This is a genomic window from Streptomyces sp. NBC_01012 (genome assembly GCF_045162755.1).
Taxonomy (GTDB): domain Bacteria; phylum Actinomycetota; class Actinomycetes; order Streptomycetales; family Streptomycetaceae; genus Streptomyces.
Genome location: NZ_CP108688.1, coordinates 2,319,267 through 2,336,261, shown reverse-complemented (window position 1 = coordinate 2,336,261; position 16,995 = coordinate 2,319,267). Strand labels below are relative to the sequence as shown.

Annotated in this window: 18 protein-coding genes; 12 read left to right on the top strand and 6 right to left on the bottom strand. The window is 68.6% G+C overall.

Annotated elements, in window-relative coordinates; genetic code table 11:
- The first annotated feature begins 30 nt into the window (after window positions 1–30).
- The 11 genes from OG623_RS10130 (at window position 31) to OG623_RS10080 (ending at window position 10,032) form a co-directional block, all read left to right on the top strand.
- Window positions 31–1,419, top strand: coding sequence for an MraY family glycosyltransferase (locus OG623_RS10130; RefSeq protein ID WP_406145920.1), 1,389 nt, complete (start codon window positions 31–33; stop codon window positions 1,417–1,419).
- 261 nt (window positions 1,420–1,680) lie between these two features.
- Complete coding sequence (locus OG623_RS10125) at window positions 1,681–2,118, top strand: hypothetical protein (protein ID WP_406145919.1); 438 nt, start codon at window positions 1,681–1,683, stop codon at window positions 2,116–2,118.
- Window positions 2,119–2,340: 222 nt separating this feature from the next.
- Entirely contained in the window at window positions 2,341–3,156 is an 816-nt protein-coding gene (atpB, locus tag OG623_RS10120) for a F0F1 ATP synthase subunit A (protein ID WP_406145918.1), read from the top strand.
- A gap of 75 nt (window positions 3,157–3,231) precedes the next feature.
- Window positions 3,232–3,477, top strand: coding sequence for an ATP synthase F0 subunit C (atpE, locus tag OG623_RS10115; RefSeq protein WP_014048348.1), 246 nt, complete (start codon window positions 3,232–3,234; stop codon window positions 3,475–3,477).
- A gap of 42 nt (window positions 3,478–3,519) precedes the next feature.
- Window positions 3,520–4,065 carry a F0F1 ATP synthase subunit B gene (locus OG623_RS10110; RefSeq protein WP_406145917.1) on the top strand — a complete coding sequence of 182 codons (546 nt, stop codon included), beginning with the start codon at window positions 3,520–3,522 and terminating at the stop codon, window positions 4,063–4,065.
- Entirely contained in the window at window positions 4,062–4,877 is an 816-nt protein-coding gene (locus OG623_RS10105; RefSeq protein WP_406145916.1) for a F0F1 ATP synthase subunit delta, read from the top strand. The genes OG623_RS10110 and OG623_RS10105 overlap by 4 nt, the downstream gene beginning before the upstream one ends.
- Before the next feature lie 147 nt (window positions 4,878–5,024).
- Complete coding sequence (atpA, locus tag OG623_RS10100) at window positions 5,025–6,596, top strand: F0F1 ATP synthase subunit alpha (protein ID WP_406145915.1); 1,572 nt, start codon at window positions 5,025–5,027, stop codon at window positions 6,594–6,596.
- 3 nt (window positions 6,597–6,599) lie between these two features.
- Window positions 6,600–7,517, top strand: a complete 918-nt coding sequence (locus OG623_RS10095) for a F0F1 ATP synthase subunit gamma (RefSeq protein WP_406145914.1) — start codon at window positions 6,600–6,602, stop codon at window positions 7,515–7,517.
- Window positions 7,517–8,959 carry a F0F1 ATP synthase subunit beta gene (gene atpD, locus OG623_RS10090; RefSeq protein ID WP_406145913.1) on the top strand — a complete coding sequence of 481 codons (1,443 nt, stop codon included), beginning with the start codon at window positions 7,517–7,519 and terminating at the stop codon, window positions 8,957–8,959. The genes OG623_RS10095 and atpD overlap by 1 nt, the downstream gene beginning before the upstream one ends.
- Before the next feature lie 109 nt (window positions 8,960–9,068).
- Entirely contained in the window at window positions 9,069–9,443 is a 375-nt protein-coding gene (locus tag OG623_RS10085) for a F0F1 ATP synthase subunit epsilon (protein ID WP_359472776.1), read from the top strand.
- A gap of 142 nt (window positions 9,444–9,585) precedes the next feature.
- Window positions 9,586–10,032 (top strand): DUF2550 domain-containing protein, encoded by a 447-nt coding sequence (locus tag OG623_RS10080; RefSeq protein ID WP_406145912.1) that lies wholly within the window; start codon window positions 9,586–9,588, stop codon window positions 10,030–10,032.
- A 211-nt stretch (window positions 10,033–10,243) separates the two neighbouring features.
- Here OG623_RS10080 and OG623_RS10075 read toward each other — a convergent pair whose 3' ends face one another.
- The 3 genes from OG623_RS10075 to OG623_RS10065 form a co-directional block, all read right to left on the bottom strand.
- Entirely contained in the window at window positions 10,244–12,130 is a 1,887-nt protein-coding gene (locus OG623_RS10075) for a glycosyl hydrolase family 18 protein (RefSeq protein ID WP_406145911.1), read from the bottom strand.
- Window positions 12,131–12,293: 163 nt separating this feature from the next.
- The gene (locus OG623_RS10070; protein WP_406151760.1) at window positions 12,294–12,944 is read right to left on the bottom strand and encodes a response regulator; all 651 of its coding nucleotides are present in this window, start codon (window positions 12,942–12,944) and stop codon (window positions 12,294–12,296) included.
- A complete protein-coding gene (locus OG623_RS10065) occupies window positions 12,941–14,140 on the bottom strand; it encodes a sensor histidine kinase (RefSeq protein WP_406145910.1) in 1,200 nt (399 codons plus the stop codon). The genes OG623_RS10070 and OG623_RS10065 overlap by 4 nt, the downstream gene beginning before the upstream one ends.
- Window positions 14,141–14,293: 153 nt before the next feature.
- On the opposite strand from OG623_RS10065, the gene OG623_RS10060 reads away from it, so the two are divergent.
- Window positions 14,294–14,851, top strand: coding sequence for a hypothetical protein (locus tag OG623_RS10060; protein ID WP_406145909.1), 558 nt, complete (start codon window positions 14,294–14,296; stop codon window positions 14,849–14,851).
- Window position 14,852: 1 nt separating this feature from the next.
- Here the strand turns inward: OG623_RS10060 and OG623_RS10055 are convergent, their stop codons facing one another.
- From OG623_RS10055 to OG623_RS10045, 3 genes are read right to left on the bottom strand one after another with little or no spacing between them, the layout of a single operon-like run.
- The gene (locus OG623_RS10055) at window positions 14,853–15,425 is read right to left on the bottom strand and encodes a cob(I)yrinic acid a,c-diamide adenosyltransferase (protein ID WP_406145908.1); all 573 of its coding nucleotides are present in this window, start codon (window positions 15,423–15,425) and stop codon (window positions 14,853–14,855) included.
- 13 nt (window positions 15,426–15,438) lie between these two features.
- The gene (locus OG623_RS10050) at window positions 15,439–16,188 is read right to left on the bottom strand and encodes an ABC transporter permease (protein WP_406145907.1); all 750 of its coding nucleotides are present in this window, start codon (window positions 16,186–16,188) and stop codon (window positions 15,439–15,441) included.
- 8 nt (window positions 16,189–16,196) lie between these two features.
- Window positions 16,197–16,979 (bottom strand): ABC transporter ATP-binding protein, encoded by a 783-nt coding sequence (locus tag OG623_RS10045; RefSeq protein ID WP_406145906.1) that lies wholly within the window; start codon window positions 16,977–16,979, stop codon window positions 16,197–16,199.
- Between the last annotated feature and the right edge of the window lie 16 nt (window positions 16,980–16,995).

The window sequence follows — 16,995 nt, the reverse complement described above, 5'->3', positions numbered from 1 at the left end:
GGTGTGGGGCTGAGATGGTCGGCGAATTCTGTGGGGCAGCCCGTGCGTGATTACCTGCTGACGCTCTGTGTCACGGCAGCGGTTACCTATCTGCTGACCGGACCGGTGCGGAAGTTCGCCATCGCGGTCGGGGCGATGCCCGCGATCCGTGCGCGTGACGTACACCGGGAACCGACACCGCGGCTCGGTGGCATCGCCATGTTCGGCGGGCTGTGCGCGGGGCTGATCGTCGCGGACCACCTGTTCAATCTGAACGGTGTCTTCGAACTCTCCAACGAGCCCAGGGCGCTGCTGTCCGGCGCCGCGCTGATCTGGCTGATCGGCGTCCTGGACGACAAGTTCGAGATCGACGCGCTGATCAAGCTCGGCGGGCAGATGATCGCCGCGGCCGTCATGGTCATCCAGGGTCTGACGATCCTGTGGCTGCCCATCCCCGGTGTCGGCACGGTCGCGCTCACCCAGTGGCAGGGCACCCTGCTCACGGTCGCGCTGGTCGTGATCACCATCAACGCGGTCAACTTCGTCGACGGCCTCGACGGCCTCGCCTCCGGCATGGTGTGCATCGCCGCCGCGGCGTTCTTCCTGTACACCTACCGCCTCTGGTACGGGTACGGCATCGAGGCCGCCGCCCCCGCGACGCTCTTCGCCGCGATCCTGATGGGCATGTGCCTCGGCTTCCTGCCGCACAACATGCACCCCGCCCGGATCTTCATGGGCGACTCCGGATCGATGCTGATCGGGCTGGTGCTGGCCGCCGGCGCCATCTCCGTCACCGGCCAGGTCGACCCGGACGCGATGAAGCTCTTCGAGGGCAGCGAGCGGCAGGCGACCCACGCGATGCTGCCGGTCTTCATCCCGCTGCTGCTGCCGCTGACGATCATCGCCATTCCCGCCGCCGACCTGGTCCTCGCGATCGTCAGGCGCACCTGGAACGGGAAGTCGCCGTTCGCCGCCGACCGCGGCCATCTGCACCACCGGCTGCTGGAGATCGGGCACTCGCACAGCAGGTCCGTCCTGATCATGTACTTCTGGTCGGCGCTGATCGCCTTCGGCGCCGTCGGCTACTCCGTCCACTCCGCGTCGCTCTGGATCGTGCTGGTGATCGTGGGACTGAGCGCCGTGGGCCTCGTCCTGCTGCTCATGCCGCGCTTCACCCCGCGCGCCCCGCGCTGGGCCGAGGGCTTCGTGCCGCCTCGCTACCGGCGCCGTGCGCAGGGGGAATCCGCCGGCGACACGGACGACGAGGGGGGCGCCGAAGGCTCCCCGCACGGTCAACAGGGGCCCGAGGGCTCCCGGACGGCCTCGTCGGGCTCCGACTGCCCCCCGGTGTCCGTGGGTGTCTCCGGCGTCAACGGAGCGACCGCGATCGGCCCCCGTTCGCGCTTCACGGACCGGGACCGTGCCGATTCACCGCGTTGACCCGAGGGCACAGACATCCCCATACCAGACAATGCGTCGTGATGTTCTGCACACACGAGCGAGGTAACCCTCTGGTGTGACAGCTGGCACACTTTCGAGTAAAGACCTCATCAAATAGTTTGTGATACCGTTCACGAAGCCCGGTGAGGAGGCCGAAGGACCTGAGTAGCACGGTCTTTTGGCCCGCAGCATCGACTCGGACCGGGCCTACGCTCGTCCCTGACGATCACTGCCCACCCCCTGCAACGCGGAGTAACCGCCATGCCGTCCAACGACGCCCGGACTCTCCTCCACACCGCCGTGCCCACCGCTGCCGTCGGTGTGATCACCGTCGCCGTCAGTGCCGCGGTCGCGGGCGGCAAGGGGGCGATCGGCGCTGCGGCCGGGACGCTGGTGGTCATCCTCTTCATGGGGCTCGGGCTCGGCGTCCTGCAGCGCACGGCAAGGTCGTTGCCGCACCTGTTCCAGTCGATGGGACTGCTGCTGTACACGACCGAACTGCTGCTGCTCTTCGTCTTCGTCGCCGCGTTCAAGAACACGACGCTGTTCAACCCCCGTGCCTTCGCCGCCGCGGTCATGGTCGCCACCCTGACCTGGGTCGCGGCGCAGATCCGGGTGCACATGAAGACCAAGATTCTTTACGTCGAACCGGACTCGTCCGCAGCCAAGACCCCCGAGAACATGGGGTCTTCGACGTGAGGGGTAGGGCCGGGATAAGCGTGCGTTCGAGACCCTGCTATCGTCCGGTTCCAACTGCGGCACTGCGGACGCGGGCACCAAGATCGGCGCCTGTTTCATCGCGAGGCGTCATGCCTGAGCCGCCCCCCATCCGTAACACCAGTCCAGTGCCGACCAGCGGCTGCTTGCCGCGCCGACACAACGAGGTTGCCGTACCTATGCGCCACGCTGAAGGAGCCCGCGGTGAGTGCTGACCCGACAACGGTGCTCGCCTTCGAGACCGACTGCCACATCTTCAGTGGATGTGGCTTCCCGGCTCCTGGCCTGCACTCCTTTGTTTTCGAGCCGATGTTCACCGTCGGCGGCGTCGAGATCAACAAGCCGATGCTGCTGGCGGTCCTGAGCACCGTTGTCGTCGTCGGCTTCTTCTGGGCCGCTTTCAACAAGCCGAAGCTGGTGCCCGGAAAGCTCCAGATGGTCGCGGAGATGGGTTACGACTTCATCCGCACCGGTGTGGTGTACGAGACGCTCGGCAAGCGTGAGGGCAAGAAGTACGTGCCCCTCATGGTCTCGCTGTTCTTCTTCATCTGGATCATGAACCTCTGGGCGATCATCCCGCTCGCCCAGTTCCCGGTGGTCTCGGTCATCGGATTCCCGGTGGCGCTGGCCGCGATCGTGTACATCCTCTGGGTCAGCCTGACCTTCAAGCGGCACGGTTTCGTCGGCGGCTGGAAGAACATCTCCGGCTACGACCCGTCGATCGGCCCGGCTCTTCCCTTCGTCATGCTCATCGAGATCATGTCGAACCTGCTGATCCGGCCGTTCACCCACGCCGTGCGACTCTTCGCCAACATGTTCGCCGGCCACGTGCTGCTCCTGATCTTCACGATCGCCAGCTGGTACCTGCTCAGCGGCATCGGCATCGCATACGCCGGTGTCTCGTTCGTGATGACCATCCTGATGACGGCCTTCGAGCTCTTCATCCAGGCGCTGCAGGCCTATGTGTTCGTCCTTCTGGCCTGCAACTACATTCAGGGCGCGCTCGCCAAGGAGCACTGACCCAGCCCAGTACCACCCCCGATAGTCGTCCGGTGGCCAACCCCCACCGGTTCTGAAAGAGAAGGAAGAAACGGCATGTCCGCTCTTGAGACCCTCGCCGCCGTCAACATCACGGGCAACCTCGGTTCCATCGGCTACGGCCTCGCCGCGATCGGCCCCGGCGTCGGCGTCGGCATCATCTTCGGTAACGGCACCCAGGCGCTGGCCCGTCAGCCCGAGGCCGCCGGTCTGATCCGCTCGAACCAGATCCTCGGCTTCGTGCTCTGTGAGGCGCTCGCCCTGATCGGTCTCGTCATGCCCTTCGTCTACCCGGTCGACTAAGTCGCGGCTTTCCGACTGCCCTATGCGACGAAAGGCATTGATGTGAACGCCCTACAGCTGGCGGCCGAGGAAGAGATCCAGAACCCGCTGATTCCGGCGGTCCCCGAGATCATCATCGGCCTGATCGCCTTCGCCATCGTCTTCGGTTTCCTCGCCAAGAAGCTCCTCCCGAACATCAACAAGGTTCTGGAAGAGCGCCGCGAGGCCATCGAGGGCGGGATCGAGAAGGCCGACGCGGCCCAGACCGAGGCCCAGAGCGTTCTTGAGCAGTACAAGGCTCAGCTCGCCGAAGCCCGGCACGAGGCCGCCCGTCTGCGCCAGGAGGCGCAGGAGCAGGGTGCCGTCATCATCCAGGAGATGAGGGCGGAAGGTCAGCGGCAGCGCGAGGAGATCATCGCCGCCGGCCACACCCAGATCGAGGCCGACCGCAAGGCCGCGGCGTCCGCGCTGCGTCAGGACGTGGGCACCCTCGCCACCGCCCTGGCCGGCAAGCTCGTCGGCGAGTCCCTCGAGGACCACGCCCGGCAGAGCGGCACCGTCGACCGGTTCCTCGACGAGCTCGAGGCGAAGGCCGAGGCCGTCCGATGAACGGAGCGAGCCGCGAGGCGCTGGCCGCCGCACGCGAGCGTCTCGACGCACTGACCGACTCCACGTCGGTCGACGCGGCGAAGCTCGCCGAGGAGCTGGCAGCCGTCACCGCGCTGCTCCACCGCGAGGTATCGCTGCGCCGGGTCCTCACCGACCCGTCGCAGGGCGCCGAGGCCAAGGCCGAGCTGGCCGGACGACTGCTGAGCGGGCAGGTGGGCGGCGAAGTCGTCGACCTGGTCTCCGGCATGGTCCGTTCCCGCTGGTCGCAGTCGCGTGACCTGGTGGACTCGGTCGAGGAACTGGCGAACACCGCGGACCTCACCGCGGCTCAGCGCGCCGGTGCGCTCGACGACGTCGAGGACGAGCTGTTCCGGTTCGGCCGGATCATCGGCTCCGACGTCGCCCTGCGCTCCGCACTGACCGACCGGAAGGCCACGGCCACCGCCAAGGGCGCGCTGCTCCGCAGCCTGCTCGGCGGAAAGGCCCAGCCCGTCACCGAGCGCGTGGTCTCGCGCCTCGTGACGCAGCCCCGAGGACGTAGCCTGGAAGCGGGACTCGACTCCCTGTCCAGGCTCGCCGCGGAGCGCCGGGACCGCATGGTCGCCGTCGTCACCTCGGCGGTGCCGCTGTCGGATCGGCAGAAGCAGCGCCTCGGCGCCGCTCTGGCGAAGATCTACGGCCGGCAGATGCACCTGAACCTGGACGTGGACCCCGAGGTCCTCGGCGGGATCTCGGTGCGCGTCGGTGACGAGGTCATCAACGGCACGATCGCGGAGCGCCTCGACGAGGTCACCCGCAGGATGGCCGGCTGACAGCGCGCAGCGCCCGCACAGCACCAACTGAACGAGCAAGAATTGCGGCCCGGTTGGGCCGTGCAGAAATTGCAGAAGATTCCTGGGGGTCGCCCCCAGACCCCTTTGAGAAACTTCGGGCCCAACAAGGAGAGCAGGGAACCCCAGATGGCGGAGCTTACGATCCGGCCGGAGGAGATCCGGGACGCACTGGATAACTTTGTCCAGTCGTACCAGCCGGACGCGGCCTCGCGCGAGGAGGTCGGAACGGTCAGCGTTGCCGGCGACGGCATCGCGAAGGTGGAGGGCCTGCCCTCCGCCATGGCGAACGAGCTGCTGAAGTTCGAGGACGGAACCCTCGGTCTCGCCCTCAACCTCGAGGAGCGCGAGATCGGTGCGATCGTCCTCGGCGAGTTCAGCGGAATCGAGGAGGGCCAGCCGGTGCAGCGCACCGGTGAGGTGCTCTCGGTCGGCGTCGGCGAGGGCTACCTCGGCCGCGTCGTCGACCCGCTCGGCAACCCGATCGACGGTCTCGGCGAGATCGCGACCGAAGGCCGTCGCGCCCTTGAGCTGCAGGCCCCTGGCGTCATGGTCCGTAAGTCGGTGCACGAGCCGATGCAGACCGGCTACAAGGCCGTCGACGCCATGGTGCCGATCGGCCGGGGCCAGCGTCAGCTGATCATCGGCGACCGTCAGACGGGTAAGACCGCGCTGGCCGTCGACACGATCATCAACCAGCGTGACAACTGGCGCTCGGGCGACGTGAACAAGCAGGTGCGCTGCATCTACGTCGCCGTCGGTCAGAAGGGCTCCACCATCGCCTCCGTGCGCGGTGCCCTCGAAGAGGCCGGCGCGCTCGAGTACACGACCATCGTCGCCGCCCCGGCGTCCGACCCGGCCGGCTTCAAGTACCTGGCGCCGTACACCGGTTCGGCCATCGGCCAGCACTGGATGTACGACGGCAAGCACGTCCTCATCATCTTCGACGACCTCTCGAAGCAGGCCGACGCCTACCGCGCCGTGTCGCTTCTGCTGCGCCGTCCGCCGGGCCGTGAGGCCTACCCGGGCGACGTCTTCTACCTGCACTCGCGTCTGCTGGAGCGCTGCGCCAAGCTCTCCGACGACCTGGGCGCCGGTTCGATGACGGGTCTCCCGATCGTCGAGACCAAGGCGAACGACGTGTCGGCGTTCATTCCGACCAACGTCATCTCCATCACCGACGGCCAGTGCTTCCTGGAGTCCGACCTGTTCAACGCGGGTCAGCGTCCGGCGCTCAACGTCGGTATCTCGGTCTCCCGAGTCGGTGGCTCCGCCCAGCACAAGGCCATGAAGCAGGTCTCCGGCCGACTGCGTGTGGACCTCGCCCAGTTCCGTGAGCTGGAGGCGTTCGCCGCCTTCGGTTCCGACCTGGACGCGGCATCCAAGGCGTCGCTCGAGCGCGGTAAGCGCATGGTCGAGCTGCTGAAGCAGCCGCAGTACGCGCCGTTCCCGATGGAGGAGCAGGTCGTCTCCGTCTGGGCCGGCACCACGGGCAAGATGGACGACGTCCCGGTCGGAGACATCCGCCGCTTCGAGACCGAGCTGCTGGAGTTCCTGCGCCGTGAGCGCAAGGACCTCCTGACCAGCATCGCCGAGGGCGGCAAGATGTCCGACGACACGCTGCAGTCGATCGCCGACGCGATCGCCGCCTTCAAGCAGCAGTTCGAGACCTCGGACGGCAAGCTCCTGGGCGAGGGCTGATCGATGGGCGCTCAGCTTCGCGTTTACAAGCGCCGCATCCAAGCCGTCACCGCGACCAAGAAGATCACCAAGGCGATGGAGATGATCGCCGCCTCGCGCATCGTCAAGGCGCAGCGCAAGGTGACGGCGTCGATGCCGTACGCGACCGAGCTCACCCGTGCGGTGACCGCGGTCGCGACCGGCTCGAACACCAACCACCCGCTCACCACCGAGGTCGAGTCCCCGGCCCGGGCGGCGGTCCTGCTCCTCACGAGCGACCGCGGTCTGGCCGGCGGCTACTCCTCCAACGCCATCAAGGCGGCGGAGCGGCTGCGGGAGCAGCTGGCGGCGGAGGGCAAGGAGGTCGACACGTACATCGTCGGCCGCAAGGGCGTCGCGTACTACGGCTTCCGGGAGCGCAAGGTCTCGGAATCGTGGACGGGCTTCACCGACAGCCCCGAGTACTCGGATGCCAAGAAGATCGCCGAGCCCCTGATCGCGTCCATCCAGAAGGACACGGCCGAGGGCGGCGTCGACGAGCTGCACATCGTCTTCACCGAGTTCGTGTCGATGATGACGCAGAACGCGGTCGACGGCCGGATGCTGCCGCTGTCGCTCGACAAGGTCCAGGAAGAGAGCACAGCGAAGGACGAGATCCTTCCGCTGTTCGACTTCGAGCCGTCGGCCGAGGACGTCCTCGACGCCCTTCTGCCGCGCTACGTCGAGAGCCGTATCTACAACGCACTGCTGCAGGCCGCCGCTTCCGAGCACGCCGCCCGACGCCGTGCGATGAAGTCGGCGACCGACAACGCCGGGGATCTGATCAAGAGCCTCTCCCGGCTTGCCAACGCGGCCCGACAGGCCGAAATCACCCAGGAAATCAGCGAGATCGTCGGCGGTGCAGGTGCGCTGGCCGACGCGTCCGCGGGGAGTGACAAGTAATGACGACGACAGTTGAGACGGCCGCTGCCACGGGCCGCGTCGCCCGGGTCATCGGCCCGGTCGTCGACGTGGAGTTCCCCGTCGACGCGATGCCGGAGATCTACAACGCCCTGCACGTCGAGGTCGACGACCCGGCCGAGGCCGGCGCTCGTAAGACGCTGACCCTCGAGGTCGCCCAGCACCTGGGTGACGGCGTGGTCCGCGCGATCTCGATGCAGCCCACCGACGGTGTGGTCCGCCAGGCCGCGGTGACCGACACCGGCACGGGCATCACGGTGCCCGTCGGTGACGTCACCAAGGGCAAGGTGTTCAACACCCTCGGCCAGATCCTGAACGAGCCGGAGGCCGAGGCGCAGATCACCGAGCGCTGGCCGATCCACCGCAAGGCCCCGGCCTTCGACCAGCTCGAGTCCAAGACCGAGATGTTCGAGACCGGCCTGAAGGTCGTCGACCTGCTGACCCCGTACGTCAAGGGCGGCAAGATCGGTCTGTTCGGTGGTGCGGGCGTCGGCAAGACGGTCCTCATCCAGGAAATGATCATGCGTGTGGCGAAGCTGCACGACGGTGTGTCGGTGTTCGCCGGTGTCGGCGAGCGCACCCGTGAGGGCAACGACCTCATCGACGAGATGACCGACTCGGGCGTCCTGGAGAAGACCGCGCTGGTCTTCGGCCAGATGGACGAGCCGCCGGGCACCCGTCTGCGGGTCGCGCTGTCCGCCCTGACCATGGCGGAGTACTTCCGCGATGTGCAGAAGCAGGACGTGCTGCTCTTCATCGACAACATCTTCCGCTTCACGCAGGCCGGTTCCGAGGTCTCCACGCTGCTCGGCCGCATGCCGTCCGCGGTGGGTTACCAGCCGACCCTGGCCGACGAGATGGGTGTGCTCCAGGAGCGCATCACCTCGACGCGTGGTCACTCGATCACCTCGATGCAGGCGATCTACGTCCCCGCGGACGACCTGACCGACCCGGCCCCGGCCACCACGTTCGCCCACCTCGACGCGACGACGGTTCTCTCCCGTCCGATCTCCGAGAAGGGCATCTACCCGGCCGTGGACCCGCTGGACTCCACGTCCCGCATCCTGGACCCGCGCTACATCGCGCAGGCCCACTACGACACGGCCAGCCGTGTCAAGGGGATCCTTCAGAAGTACAAGGACCTCCAGGACATCATCGCGATCCTCGGTATCGACGAGCTGGGCGAGGAGGACAAGCTCGTCGTCCACCGTGCCCGTCGCGTCGAGCGCTTCCTGTCGCAGAACACCCACGCCGCCAAGCAGTTCACCGGCCTGGACGGTTCGGACGTGCCGCTCGACGAGTCGATCGCCGCGTTCAACGCGATCTGTGACGGGGAGTACGACCACTTCCCCGAGCAGGCGTTCTTCATGTGCGGTGGCATCGAGGACCTGAAGGCCAACGCCAAGGAGCTCGGCGTCTCCTGAGCCTCCGGCTCACCGAGGGGGGTGGGTGTGTCCCGCCCCCCTCACCACGCCCCGTAGAATTGAACCGACACCCGGCACGACCGCCGGGTGGTGACCCGAGGAGCCACCCTTGGCTGCTGAGCTGCATGTCGAGCTGGTCGCCGCGGACCGCAGTGTCTGGTCCGGCGAGGCCACCCTCGTTGTCGCACGTACCACGTCCGGCGACATCGGCGTCATGCCCGGTCACCAGCCGCTCCTGGGTGTGCTGGAATCGGGCCCCGTGACGATCCGTACGAGCGACGGCGCGACCGTGGTCGCCGCTGTGCACGGCGGTTTCATCTCGTTCGCGGACAACAAGCTCTCGCTGCTGGCGGAGATCGCTGAGCTTGCTGACGAGATCGATGTCCAGCGCGCCGAGCGTGCGCTGGAGCGTGCGAAGTCGGACACGGACGCGGGCGCCGAGAGGCGTGCCGACGTGCGACTGCGTGCGGTGGCGGCGCACTGAGCGTCCCCACGAGGAGTTTTTTACTCAGCCGCGGCCCGAGCTGGAGCAATCCAGACCGTGTCGCGGCTGAGGCGATGCAGGTGCGGTTTGGTTCGGCTGGGTTCGGTATCCGTTAATCGACGATGCGAGGAGGTCGGTGGAGATGGTCCTCGCTCTGTGGGTTGGCGGTCTGGTCGTCGTACTGGTCGCGGTGGGTCTGTTCGTCTTCGGCCTCCGCAGGCGGCTGATCCAGCGGTCCGGCGGAACCTTCGACTGCAGCCTGCGCTGGGATGTGTCGGATGAGCCCGACCCGTCCGGCAAGGGCTGGGTGTACGGGGTCGCGCGGTACAGCGGTGACCGCGTCGACTGGTTCCGGGTCTTCTCCTACTCGCCCCGCCCGCGCCGCGGTCTTGAGCGCTCCGCCATCGAGGTGGTCGCGCGCCGGCTGCCCGAGGGTGAGGAGGAGCTGGCGCTCCTGTCCGATTCCGTCGTGCTCGGCTGTCTCCACCGGGGGACGCGCCTGGAGCTGGCGATGAGCGAGGACGCCCTGACCGGCTTCCTCGCCTGGCTGGAGGCGGCACCGCCCGGCCAGCGAGTCAATGTGGCTTAGAAAAGGCGCTCGCTGGTTGGGGGTCCCCCGGACGAAGTCTGGGGGAGAGCCAATGTGGCTTAGAAAAGGCGCTTGCTGGTTGGGGGTCCCCCCGGACGGAGTCCGGGGGAGGGTGAACCTCGCCTGATGTAGGAGAGCATGCGAAAGCCGGGGAGACAGGGGGCGGACCTGTCTCCCCGGCGCTTTCGGGGTTGCGGCTGCCTCGTCGCCGCTAGTTGAGGCCGCTGTCCATCGCGCTCACGAGCTCACCGTTCGCGGTGTCTCCGCTGAACTCCCAGAAGAACGCCCCGCCGAGGTCCTGGCTGTTCGCCCAGGCCATCTTCGAGGTGATCGTCGCCGGGGTGTCGTAGCTCCACCAGTTGGTGCCGCAGTGGGCGTAGGCGGTGCCGGCGACCGTGCCGGTGGCCGGGCAGCTGTTCTTCAGGACCTTGTAGTCCTCGATGCCCGCCTCGTACGTCCCCGGGGCAGCCCCGGTCGCCGTGCCGCCGGGTTCCGCCTGGGTGACGCCGGTCCAGCCGCGCCCGTAGAAGCCGATGCCGAGCAGCAGCTTCGATGCGGGGACGCCCTTGGCCTTCAGCTTGGCGATGGCCGCAGCCGAGTTGAAGCCGTCCAGCGGGATGCCGTCGTACGCGTTCAGCGGGGAGTGCGGAGCCGTCGGACCCTGGGCGTCCCAGGCGCCGAAGAAGTCGTACGTCATCACGTTGTACCAGTCCAGGTGCGCCGAGGCACCGGCGTAGTCGGCGGCGTCGATCTTGCCGCCCTCCGAGCCGTCCGCGGTGATCGCGGCGGTGACCAGGTTGTCCGAGCCGAATTTCGTGCGCAGCGCCGAGGAGAGGTTCTTCAGCGCGTCGGCTCCGCTGGTGTCGCAGGTGAGACCACAGGCGTTGGGGTACTCCCAGTCGATGTCGATGCCGTCGAAGACATCGGCCCAGCGGGGGTCCTCGACCAGGTCGTAGCAGGACTGGGCGAAGGCGGCGGGGTTCTGTGCGGCCTCACCGAATCCGCCGGACCAGGTCCAGCCGCCGAAGGACCAGAGGACCTTGATGTGCGGGTACTGCGCCTTGAGTTTGCGCAGCTGGTTGAAGTTGCCGCGCAGCGGCTGGTCCCAGGTGTCGGCGACACCGTCGACCGCCTGGTCGGCGGTGTAGGCCTTGTCGTAGTCGGCGTAGGCGTCACCGATGGTGCACTTGCCGCCCTGGACGTTGCCGAACGCGTAGTTGATGTGGGTGATCTTCTCGGCGGAGCCGGAGGTCACGAGGTTCTTGACGTGGTAGTTGCGGTCGTAGACGCCCCACTCGGTGAAGTAGCCGAGGTTGACCTTGTCGCCGGTGCCGGGCCCGGGGCCCGGGTCGGTGGTGCCGGTGGTGCGGACGGCCACCGGGGCGCTGACCGGGCCGGTCTGGTCGGCGGTGTCACGGGCCCGCACGGTGTACGAGTAGTCGGTGCCCTTGGCGAGGCCGGTGTCGCTGTACGTCGTGGTGGTGACCGTGGCGACCTTGGCGCCGTCCCGCAGGACGTCGTAGTTCTTGACGCCGTTGTCGTCGGTGGCGGCGCTCCAGCTGAGCTTCGCCGAGGTGTCGGTGATGTCGCTCGCGGTGGGGGTGCCGGGCGCCGATGGCGGGTTGTCGCCGGGGACGCTGCCGCCGCCGTCACAGGAGGCACCGTTCAGCGTGCATCCGGTGGGGGAGCCGGTGCCGGTGCCGTTGAAGCCGAAGCTGACGCTGGCTCCCGGGGCGACCGTACCGTTCCAGCCGAGGTTCTTGGCGGTCCAGTGGTTTCCGGATCCCGTGACGTCGGCGTCCCAGGCGGAGCCGACCGCGGTGCCGGAGGGGAAGTCCCACTCGACGGTCCAGGAGGAGAGTGCGGTGGTGCCGGTGTTCGTGACCGTCCAGCCGCCCTCGAAGCCGGTGCCCCAGTCGGACTTCTGGACATAGGTGGCGGTCGCCGAGGTCGCCGCCTCGGCGGGGGAGGCCAGGCCCACCATCGCGGCCAGGGGAAGCAGCAGCGCGGTGAGGCCCGCGAGGAGTCTGGATCTGCTGGCTGTTGTTCCGTGTCTCCGTCTGAGCCGGGTGAGGCGTACGGGGGTGTCAGTGCTCAACGGTGCTCCTCGGGTGAGGTCCGGCAATCGGGATGATCCGTCAAACCCTGCGTCGCCCTGAGCCCGCTGTGTTCTGACGCGTACTCACCGCAGTGTGTCCGGTGAGATTAGGAAGGTCTGTACCAATCGTCAAGAGGTCTGGACCAAAGACCCGTTCCGGAGATCAGAGCCGCAACTCCCGTGCGAGCACCGCCGCTTGGACCCTGCTGCGCAGATCCAGCTTCCCCAGCACCCTGCTGACGTGCGTCTTCACCGTCGCCTCCGCCATTCGGAGCCGGACGGCGATCTCCGCGTTCGACAGCCCCTCACCGAGACAGCCCAGCACCTCCCGCTCCCTGCGCGTCAGCGTGTCCAGCGCCTCGGGACCCGGCCCGCCCGCCCTGCGCGGGGCGGTGGCCCCCGCGAACTCCTCGATCAGCCGCCGCGTGACAGCCGGGGCGATCAGGCCCTCGCCGCGCGCCACCGTGCGTACGGCGTCGAGCAGATCCGCCGCGTCGGTGTTCTTCAGCAGGAAGCCCGACGCCCCGGCGCGCAGCGCGCCGAAGACGTACTCGTCCAGGTCGAAGGTGGTCAGCACCAGCACGTCCGCCAGCCGCTCCGCCACCACCTGCCGGGTCGCGGACACCCCGTCGAGCCGGGGCATCTGCACATCCATCAGCACCAGATCCGGACGCAGTTCACGGGCCAGGTGTACGGCGGCCTCACCGTCGGGCGCCTCGCCGACGACCTCGATGTCCGGCGCACTTCCCAGGATCAGCACGAGTCCCGCGCGTACCGCCGACTGGTCCTCCGCGACCAGTACCCGGATCGTCATGTCCGCCATGTCCCTTCCTCGACGGGCAGTTGAGCCCGCACCAGCCAGATCTTCGCGCCGTCGCCCCGGGGTTCAGGACCCGCCTCGATGGACCCGCCCAACAGCGCCACCCGTTCCCGCATCCCCACCAGACCGGCGCCCGAACCGGGCGCGCGCGGTCCGGGACGGTCGCCGAACGCACTGCTCACCTCCACCGTCAGCACCTCGTCCGACCGTCCGACACGGACCGTCACCCGGCCGGGCGCCGCGTGCTTCAGCGCGTTCGTCAGCGCCTCCTGGACGATGCGGTACGCCGCCAGCTCCACCGGTGCGGGCAGCGGCGGCCCGGACTCCTCGCGGCTGTCCTGGAGGGTGACCGTGAGCCCGCTGGACGCGGAGTTCGCTCCGGCCTGCCCGACGAGGGCGTCCAGGGAGGCGAGGGTCGGGGCCGCGCTCGGCGGCTCCGCCGCGCCGCCTTCCCTCAGCAGCCCGATCAGCCGCCGCATCTCGGCCAGCCCGTCGACACTGTTCTGCCGGATCACCCCGAGGGCGTCCCTGGATGTGTTCGGGTCGTCGATGGAGAGCGCGGCGGTGGAGTGGATGGCGATGGCGGAGAGATGGTTGGCGACCATGTCGTGCAGCTCGCGGGCCATCCGGGAGCGCTCGGCGGTCACCGCCTGCACCCGGTCCATCTCGGCCAGCAGCGCGGTCTGGTCGGCGCGCAGCCGGGCCGCGTCCGCGGCCACGCGGTGGTTGCGGACGCTGACCCCGGTGAGGGCGGGCACGAAGGAGACCAGCCCGGTCACCACACCGAACAACAGCGCCTCGGGTCTGCGGAACCAGGCGAGTGTCCCGAGGGTCGCGGCGACGGTGACCAGGAACGTGGACACCGGGATCCGCCGGGCGGCGGCCGGGGTCCCGTAGACGACGGCCGCGTACATCAGGTCGGTGTACATCAGGACGGTCGCCAGGCTGCCCGTCGTGAACTGGTCGGCGACCAGCATGAGCGTCCCGAGGGCCACCGCGGTCTGCGGCCGGTTCCGGCGCAGCAGCTCCAGGCCCGCCGTGACCGCGAGGGGCAGGAGAGCGACCCAGTGGGCGCCGAACGCCCGGCCGTTCTGGGTGTGCAGCCCGGCGCCCCAGAGCGCCAGTCCGCCGGCCAGCCCGACCACCGCGATCAGTACGTCGTGGCGGTGCGGTCGCAGTGAGGTGAACACGGATCCATCCAACACGGCGCCCGCCGGCCTCACGTCCTCATGCCGGGTGAGGCGCCGGTACATCGAAGTATGCAGTCACGTTTCGTCACTGCTGACGACGATCCGGCGGCGCCCGGCGGGGAGCCTGGAAGGGACCGGAAAGGGAAAAGTGCCGTGATCGTCACACTGATCGTGCTCTGCGAGGTCGGATTCTGGGTCCTGCTGGCCGTCGGGCTCGCCCTGCGGTACCTCGCGAAGAAGCCGGGACCTGCTGTCGCCGTCCTGCTCTGCGAACCGCTGCTGGAGGTCGTGCTCCTGGTGGTGACGGCCATCGACCTGAAGAACGGCGCCGAACCCGACTGGAAGCACGGACTGGCCGCCGTCTACATCGGCTTCACCGTGGGGCTCGGCCACTCCACCATCAAGTGGGTCGACGCCAGGGTCGCCCACCGCTTCGCGGGCGGCCCGCCGCCGGAGAAGCCCCCGAAGTACGGGATGGCGCGGGCCGCCCACGAGTGGCGTGTCGCGGCCCGCTGGACCGTGGCGGCCGTGACCGCCATGGCCCTGCTCCAGGCGGCGATCTGGTACGTCGGCGGTGACGGGGACACCGGCTCGCTGCGGATGTGGCAGCAGAAGATGCTGTGGGTGATCGGGATCAACCTGGTCATCGGCGTGGGCTACACGGTGTTCCCCAAGCGGGAGCCCAGGAGCGGGGTCGGCGCGGGACGCTGACTCAGCGTTCGCCGCCCGGCACCCACAGCACGTCCCCGACCTCCTTGTTCGCCGTCCTGGCCAGGATGAACAGGAGGTCGGAGAGGCGGTTGAGATAGGTCGCGGTCAGCTCGTTCATCACCTCGCCGTGCACCTCGAGCGCCGCCCAGGTGGACCGCTCGGCGCGGCGCACCACCGTGCAGGCCTGGTGCAGCAGCGCCGCCCCCGGGGTACCGCCGGGGAGGATGAAGCTGCGGAGCTTCTCCAGCTCCTCCAGGAAGGTGTCGCAGTCCGCCTCCAGCTTGTCGATGTAGGACTGCTCCACCCGCAGCGGCGGGTACTGCGGATTCTCCGCCACCGGCGTGGACAGGTCCGCGCCCACGTCGAAGAGGTCGTTCTGGACCCGGACGAGGACCTTCACGACGTCCTCGGAGAGATTCCCCAGCGCGACGGCCGTGCCGATGACGGCGTTGGCCTCGTTGGCGTCGGCGTAGGCCGAGATCCGCAGATCGGTCTTGGCGGTCCGGCTCATGTCGCCGAGGGCGGTGGTGCCCTTGTCGCCGGTACGGGTGTAGATGCGCGTCAGATTGACCATGCGGCCACAGTAGTTAGGCTCCGGCGCTCCGGAAGACACGCGTGCCGGCCGTCACGGCCAGAAGGGCGAACGCGAGCGCCATCAGCACCCCGTACAGCATGTGCGCCGTGGCGTACGAGCCGACGTACGCGTCCCGCACCGCGTCCACCAGGTAGCGGAACGGTGTGAAGTGCGACAGGACGTCCAGCCACGCGGGGCCGAGCGTCATCGGCAGCATCAGGCCGGAGAGCAGCATGGCCGGCATGGTCAGCGAGTTGATCACCGGCCCGAACTCCTGCGGCGTACGCACCTTCATGGCCAGGGCGTACGACAGGGAGGCCAGCGAGACCGTCAGCAGGCCGACGAACGCGAAGCCGATGAGCACCCCGGGCAGGGGCGCCCGCAGCCCCATGACCAGCGCCGTGAGCACCAGGAGCACGGCCTGGAACATGAAGAGCAGGGCGTCCCGCAGCACCCGGCCCAGCAGGAGCGCCAGCCGGCTGACGGGGGTGACGCGCATCCGCTCGACCACCCCGGTGCCCTTCTCGATGATGATCGAGAAACCCGCGAACGAGGCACCGAACAAGGCGAGTTGCAGCAGCAGTCCGGGCACCAGGACCTGCCAGGAGTCACCGGAGGAGCCGAGCGGGAGGCTGGTGAGGAGCGGGCCGAAGAAGAGCAGATAGAGCAGCGGCATCAGGATCCCGAAGAAGATCTGGAACCGGGAGCGCAGGGTCTGGCGGACATACCGGCCGAAGACCAGCGAGGTGTCGTGGAGAAGCATGGGACGTCCTAAACGGTGGCGGGTGCGGCCTCGGCGGCGGCCGGGGTCCGCCCGGTGATCGCGAGGAAGGTCTCGTGGAGCGAGGCGTCGGGCGAGCCGGCGTGCCCGGTCTTCAGCGCGGCGGGCGTGCCTTCGGCGACGACCAGGCCGCCGTCGATGATGACCAGCCGGTCCGCCAGGGAGTCGGCCTCGTCGAGGTAGTGGGTGGTGAGCACGACCGTGGTGCCGAAGTCGTCCCGCAGCCCCCGGACCAGGTCCCACAGGTCCTCCCTGCTGCCCGGGTCGAGCCCGGTGGTCGGCTCGTCGAGGAAGAGCACGGCGGGGCGGTGCGTCAGGCCCATCGCGATGTCGAGCCGGCGGCGCTGGCCGCCGGAGAGAGCGGCCGTCCTGCGGTCGAGCAGGTCGCCCAGGCCCAGGTGCGAGGCCAGTTCGGCGGCCCGCGCGACGGCGTCCGCCTTGCTCAGCCGGTACAGCCGCCCCTGGGTGACCAGCTCCTCCCGCACGGTGATGTGCGGGTCCACCCCGCCGGACTGGGCGACGTAACCGCACTTCTCGCGGACCCCCGCCGGGTCGGCGGTCAGGTCGTGTCCTGCGACGGTGGCCGCGCCGCCGGTGGGGACGAGCAGCGTGGTCAGCATCCGCAGGGTGGTGGTCTTGCCCGCGCCGTTCGGTCCGAGGAGTCCGACGATCTCGCCGGGCATGACGGCCAGATCGACCGAGCGCACCGCGTGGACCGGTCCGGCCTTGGTCATGAAGGTCCGGGCGAGCCCGGACGTACTGATGATTGGCATGGTGACCACAAAAACA

Coding starts and splice junctions, on each gene's coding strand:
- OG623_RS10125 (WP_406145919.1), top strand. CDS start 1,681: ATGCCGTCCAACGACGCCCGGACTCTCCTCCACACCGCCGTGCCCACC.
- OG623_RS10095 (WP_406145914.1), top strand. CDS start 6,600: ATGGGCGCTCAGCTTCGCGTTTACAAGCGCCGCATCCAAGCCGTCACC.
- OG623_RS10045 (WP_406145906.1), bottom strand. CDS start 16,979: ATGCCAATCATCAGTACGTCCGGGCTCGCCCGGACCTTCATGACCAAG.
- atpE (WP_014048348.1), top strand. CDS start 3,232: ATGTCCGCTCTTGAGACCCTCGCCGCCGTCAACATCACGGGCAACCTC.
- OG623_RS10070 (WP_406151760.1), bottom strand. CDS start 12,944: ATGACGATCCGGGTACTGGTCGCGGAGGACCAGTCGGCGGTACGCGCG.
- OG623_RS10080 (WP_406145912.1), top strand. CDS start 9,586: ATGGTCCTCGCTCTGTGGGTTGGCGGTCTGGTCGTCGTACTGGTCGCG.
- OG623_RS10050 (WP_406145907.1), bottom strand. CDS start 16,188: ATGCTTCTCCACGACACCTCGCTGGTCTTCGGCCGGTATGTCCGCCAG.
- OG623_RS10105 (WP_406145916.1), top strand. CDS start 4,062: ATGAACGGAGCGAGCCGCGAGGCGCTGGCCGCCGCACGCGAGCGTCTC.
- atpD (WP_406145913.1), top strand. CDS start 7,517: ATGACGACGACAGTTGAGACGGCCGCTGCCACGGGCCGCGTCGCCCGG.
- atpA (WP_406145915.1), top strand. CDS start 5,025: ATGGCGGAGCTTACGATCCGGCCGGAGGAGATCCGGGACGCACTGGAT.
- OG623_RS10055 (WP_406145908.1), bottom strand. CDS start 15,425: ATGGTCAATCTGACGCGCATCTACACCCGTACCGGCGACAAGGGCACC.